The sequence below is a fragment of the Aphanizomenon sp. UHCC 0183 genome (genome assembly GCF_009712065.1).
In the GTDB taxonomy this organism is placed as follows: Bacteria; Cyanobacteriota; Cyanobacteriia; order Cyanobacteriales; family Nostocaceae; genus Dolichospermum; species Dolichospermum heterosporum.
This window is the reverse complement of record NZ_VILC01000043.1, coordinates 1-5,387: the sequence shown is the minus strand read 5'-3', so window position 1 is coordinate 5,387 and position 5,387 is coordinate 1. Positions and strand designations below refer to the sequence as shown.

Here is a 5,387-nt window from a genome sequence, read left to right as displayed (position 1 = left end):
TCCCTGCCCCCTGCCCCCTGCCTTCATAACGACAGGATATTTTTTTATTTGGAAGTCTCTTAAAACAATGGTGAACTGTGGTGGAATTTAATCAGCAACTTTTGATAGATAGCTTAAAAGCAGAATATAAGCATCAAGATTTACCATTCTCTCTACATATTTTTAACACTTTATCCTCCACAAATCAAACCCTGTGGCAACTAATTGACCAAGGAGAAAAACCCGGCTCTGTAGTTATTGCCACCCAGCAAACCGCCGGCAGAGGGCAATGGGGTCGGGAATGGCAGTCTCATAAGGGTGGTTTATATCTTTCAATGGCAATAGCTCCTAATTTGCCAGCTACCAGCAGTTATCAACTTACCTTGGCTAGTGCTTGGGGAATTACAGCACAATTAAGAAAATGTGGTATACCTGTGGGCATAAAATGGCCAAATGATTTAGTATTAGATGGTCGCAAGTTAGGCGGCATTTTAACTGAAACCAAAGTCAATCAAGGACAAATCACTCAAGCTATCATTGGTGTGGGGATTAATTGGGCAAATCAAGTTCCAGAAACTGGAATTAATCTGCAATTATGGCAAAATTCCCAGAATTGTCAGATAATTGATCACCTAGAAATCCTCACCTCACAGGTTTTAATAGGAATTAAGTCCGGTATAGAGTGTCTACAGACAGAAGGAATAAACATACTTTTGTCTCACTACCTTGATGTACTTACAAATATGGGTGATCAGGTTTATGTCAATAATTTTTTAGGTAAAGTAGTTGGCGTGACTCAAGAAGGTAATCTGCGTTTAAAAATGACAACTGATGATGCAAAAGCAGCTTTAACACCAGAAATTTCTGTCCAACCGGGTACAATTAGCTTGGGTTATCGTCAAACTTCTGTTTCATGAGGAGGTGATTTGAGTGATACACAAGGCTGTTCAAGTTCGTATATATCCATCAAAAGAACAGGAAACACAACTAGCGCAATCTTTTGGATGTGCTAGATGGTGGTGGAATTATGCTCTAAATAAGTCAATTGAGACTTACAAAGAGACGAGTAAAGGACTTAGCCGTGCTGCACTCAACGCATTACTTCCTATTCTCAAAAAAGCAGAAGATACTATTTGGTTAGGTGATTGTTATAGCCAAGTTTTACAGGCTACAACACTAAATTTAACTACAGCGTATAAAAACTTTTTTGATAAACGTGCAGGGTTTCCTAAATTCAAATCTAAGCACGGTAAACAGTCTATCCAATATCCTCAAAACGTCAAGGTTGTAGATGGTAATATCAAACTTCCCGGCAATATAGGGATAGTCAAAGCCAAAATACATAGACATATTGATGGCAAAATTAAGACTGTCACTATTAGTAAAACTCCATCAGGTAAATATTTTGCATCTATCCTGACTGAAGTAGAAGGTGTTGTGACTCCGCTCAACACAAGGGGTAGAAACAGAAAATCCAACTATTTCCGAAGGGAAGATTTATGGTATTGATTTAGGATTAAAACATTTTGCTGTTGTCACTGATGGTGAAAAGGTTGTCTTATATGATAACCCTAAACACCTTGCCAACTTGGTCGAAAGTCTAAATTGCGGCACTCCCCTATGAGTACAGAAGCCGACACTGTACTTGGTACTCCAAGTCAGTGTGGGTAGTTCACCCTTTATTACACACAACAAAAGAGAAAAAATGACGCAGCACCATAAATCTGCCCATAAAAACTTTTACTACGGCGGTACAAGTAAACGCTTTGCTTCTAGATTGCCAGCACAAGGTATCTGTTTATTAAGTAGCTTCAGTCTTCTTAGTGGCGGGTTTGTAACTGCTCAGTCTGACACTTCCTCAATAGACAATATTGTTCCTACTATTGAGAATTCTCAACCAACAGCAGTCACAAATCCAGTTCAGAAAGAAGCTGGTGTTTCTGAAATAGCGAAGCCACAACCAGATTTTTCTGCCCGCCGAGTTAATCTAAAAAAGAGGCTAAATAGCAAAGGTGTTGCCAAGGGAGAAGATACTCAACCTACTGCTAGTGTGAGAATTTCTAAATCCAAGGGAGAAAATACTCAACCTACTGCTAGTGTGAGAATTTCTAAATCCAAGGGAGAAGATACTCAACCTACTGCTAGTGTGAGAATTTCTAAACCCAAGAGTGAAGATACTCAACCTACTGCTAGTGTGAGTGAAGTTGATTCTGTAATTAAAAAACTGCCAGAAGTCCCTCAACAAGCTAATAATTCTCAAGACACTGCTAAGGATACAGAGAATAAATCCAAGGATTACAACAACGCTTATATTGACACGAATGAGTATAAAAATGTAGGTGAAAGTAACTATGCACCGCCTAGTTCTGTAGTAGTAACAGAACGTTCTAGCGGTTGTGGGGCAACGGTGTCTACCACTTGCGCTAAATCTACACAAACTCCTGCTGTGGCTAAGTCTCAAGAATCATCACCGACTTGGCTGAAGAAAAGTGAAGTGGCGAAAGTAGTGACTGCCTCTAGGCAGAAACAAGTAGGCTGGAAAACTATAACTGCCAACAGTAATCAAAGTGAGAATGTGACTGAGGCTGTGGCTAGTAGTGTTAGCAAAATCAGTCAGCCTCAAAATCAAAATAATTGGCGGATTTCCAGAAGTAATACCAGCAGTCATACCAAGGCTGCCTATCATGCTAATAGCTTTATTCCTAGTCCTAGTGAATTTAGCACGACAAAGGTTAGTTCTACCCCTATTGCTCCCCAGGTAGGTAGTTTACCTGCGCCAATGATAGAGGGTAATGTTGCTCCTCGTCCGAGTATGGTGTCTTATGACTTCTCTTTGGCATCAGTTTTGCCGGAAGTTCCTTATACTAATACACTGGCTTATCGTGGCGCTGGTGGCGGTTCGGGAATAGTTTTCCCGCTGTCGGTGGCTGCACCAATTACATCTTTATTTGGCTGGCGTGTTCATCCTATCACGGGCGATCGCCGTTTTCACGCGGGGACAGATTTAGGTGCGCCCACAGGAACACCAATTTTAGCAGCGGCTAAAGGTCAGGTAGAATCAGCTAACTGGTTAGGTGGTTATGGTTTAGCTGTAGTCATTAATCACAGTTCTGCTCAACAAAGTCTCTACGGGCATATGTCAGAAATCTTTGTTCAACCTGGACAATGGGTAGAACCAGGAACTGTGATTGGTCGAGTTGGTAGCACTGGCAATTCTACAGGACCCCACTTACACTTTGAAGTCCGTCACCTCACCCAAAATGGATGGGTGGCTGTTGACCCAGGTGTGCAATTACAAGGTGGTCTCAGCCAGTTGGTAGAAGCTACAGCAGGGGTGAAAACGGCCCAGGCTCGGTAATTAGGCGGGAGTGGGGGAGTAGGGGAGAAATTTCATTCTTAATTCTTAATTCTTCATTCTTCATTCTTCATTCTTCATTCTTCATTCTCTTGAATGGGCGCAGGCCCTGCGCCCCTACCTCCTGACTCCTACAAATATCCGTTTTCTGCTAGGAATGCGGTTGTAATTTCCTCTTGTTGATGGTGATTATTTCCAGGAGTTAGGAATTTTTCTACGTATTTACCCAGGATGTCTCCTTCTAAATTTACCCAACTCCCTGGTACTAAATGACTGAGATTGGTTTCGCTGTAGGTCAGGGGAATGACGGCGACTGTAAATTGAGATGATTCTGATTTGTATGCAGCGATGGTGAGGCTGATACCATTGATAGCAATGCTACCTTTAGGAACTATATAACGAGCGATCGCTTCTGGGGCAACAAAGGTCATTTCCCAAGAACTAGCTGTTTGTTCAGATGTGATTAACTGACCAATTCCATCTACATGACCCATGACAAAATGACCGCCGACTTTACCACCTACCCGCAGGGACGGTTCTAAGTTGACGGATCTTTGTTGAGTTTCTTCTTTACCCAATGTAGTGCGGCGGAGGGTTTCCGGCGAAGCGGTGGCAATAAACCCATCTTTTAAGATTTCTTCAACTGTTAGACACACGCCATCTACCGCCACACTATCACCATAGGCTAAGTCCTGAATGATCATCTTTGACTGATTTAGATAACTAATCTGCCACAGATCTCCCATTACGGGTTTTATCGTTCCCAAACCTTGAATTAATCCTGTAAACACAGCTTTTCCAAAACTAATTTTATTTATTCCCTAATTTTGGCGGAAATTAACTAATAATTCTGGGAAAAAATGTAAAGCTTTCCCATTTTAATTTCTTTCCCAATTCTGGTAAATGAATATTAACATATTAACATCAATCCCCAGGCATACTTGAATCGGAGGATTAAAGAAGGATAAAATATGAAGGATAAATAAATTAGTTGTTAAGATGGTGTGAAATTAGTTTATTTATACCTAATTGTTAGTACACCACAGTAACAGTCAAATAACCATTAAAAATTCCTAAAAAGCTGGTTTAGTCTGCTTTTTTTAATTTTTAATTCTTAATTTTTAATTTGATGAAGAGTGTATTATCTGTTACAAATTTCCAGGCGATTAAAGAACTTTAGAGGCTGAACCAATGATAGAAATGAAAGTCGCTGGTATAGCATTAGATGCAATCACCCGCAGCCCAATTGTACTTTTGAAGGATGGTTCAGATCGTCGCGCTTTGCCTATTTATATAGGTCAAGAACAGGCAAGAGCAATTATGGGGGCAATGGAAAATCAAAAGCCGCCTCGACCTTTAACCCACGATTTGATTGTGAATATGTTAGAAACATGGAATATGACTTTAGATAAAGTTATTATTCATACCTTGCAGAAAGATACTTTTTATGCGGCGTTGATTCTTCAGCAAGGGGATGTCAAAAAAGAAATTGATGCTCGTCCGAGTGATGCGATCGCTATAGCTCTCCGTACAAATACTCCTATCTGGGTTATGGAAGAAGTAGTAGCTGATGCTTCTATTCCCGTAGATCGTGATGCTGATGAGGCTGAACAGGAAGCTTTCCGTGAATTTATTTCTAATCTCCGTCCTGAAGATCTAATCAAGCGGTTTGGGAATGGTGACTAGTACCGCAAAGCGGAAGTCAAAAGTCAAAAGTCAAAGGTCAAAAGTAATATTGAGCAAGCTTTTTGACGATTGAGGATAGTTGGTTTATTTACGTCCTGCGGTACTAGACTAAGGTTAGGAGTCAGGAGGAATCTTAACTCGGTATAATTCAGAATTTTGTTGGGTTTCCCTGGGTCAACCCAACCTACATTTTTTTAACAACACGGGGTTAAATATCATACAAACACAAATTATAAAATATTCCCTCAGATAGATTTTTTAATCATAATTGTTTTCTATCATGATTTGGTTTCTTGTGAAATTAAAAATTTCTCTCACTAACTTGCCATGATAAGTAATTGGACAAAAATATTTACAGTCATTGCGA

4 protein-coding genes and 1 pseudogene are annotated in these 5,387 nt (G+C 40.2%); 4 read left to right on the top strand and 1 reads right to left on the bottom strand.

All coding sequences use genetic code 11. From position 1 onward, the window contains the following. Positions 1-80 precede the first annotated feature (80 nt). The 3 genes and pseudogenes from FJR37_RS15535 to FJR37_RS15525 all read left to right on the top strand — a co-directional run bounded on the left by FJR37_RS15535 (position 81) and on the right by FJR37_RS15525 (position 3,337). On the top strand, positions 81-896 hold the full coding sequence (locus tag FJR37_RS15535) for a biotin--[acetyl-CoA-carboxylase] ligase (protein ID WP_168466463.1): 816 nt from the start codon (positions 81-83) through the stop codon (positions 894-896). Positions 897-909: 13 nt separating this feature from the next. Next, positions 910-1,582 (top strand): annotated as a pseudogene (locus FJR37_RS15530) (RNA-guided endonuclease InsQ/TnpB family protein); the annotation flags it as partial. 102 nt (positions 1,583-1,684) lie between these two features. Beyond that, positions 1,685-3,337, top strand: coding sequence for a M23 family metallopeptidase (locus FJR37_RS15525; RefSeq protein ID WP_168466450.1), 1,653 nt, complete (start codon positions 1,685-1,687; stop codon positions 3,335-3,337). Positions 3,338-3,465: 128 nt separating this feature from the next. Here FJR37_RS15525 and FJR37_RS15520 read toward each other — a convergent pair whose 3' ends face one another. Next, positions 3,466-4,125: a riboflavin synthase gene (locus tag FJR37_RS15520; RefSeq protein WP_168466449.1), complete on the bottom strand. Its 660-nt coding sequence runs from the start codon at positions 4,123-4,125 to the stop codon at positions 3,466-3,468. A gap of 400 nt (positions 4,126-4,525) precedes the next feature. Between FJR37_RS15520 and FJR37_RS15515 the strand changes: the two genes are divergently transcribed. Further along, positions 4,526-5,020 (top strand): bifunctional nuclease family protein, encoded by a 495-nt coding sequence (locus tag FJR37_RS15515; RefSeq protein WP_053540609.1) that lies wholly within the window; start codon positions 4,526-4,528, stop codon positions 5,018-5,020. Positions 5,021-5,387: the final 367 nt, after the last annotated feature.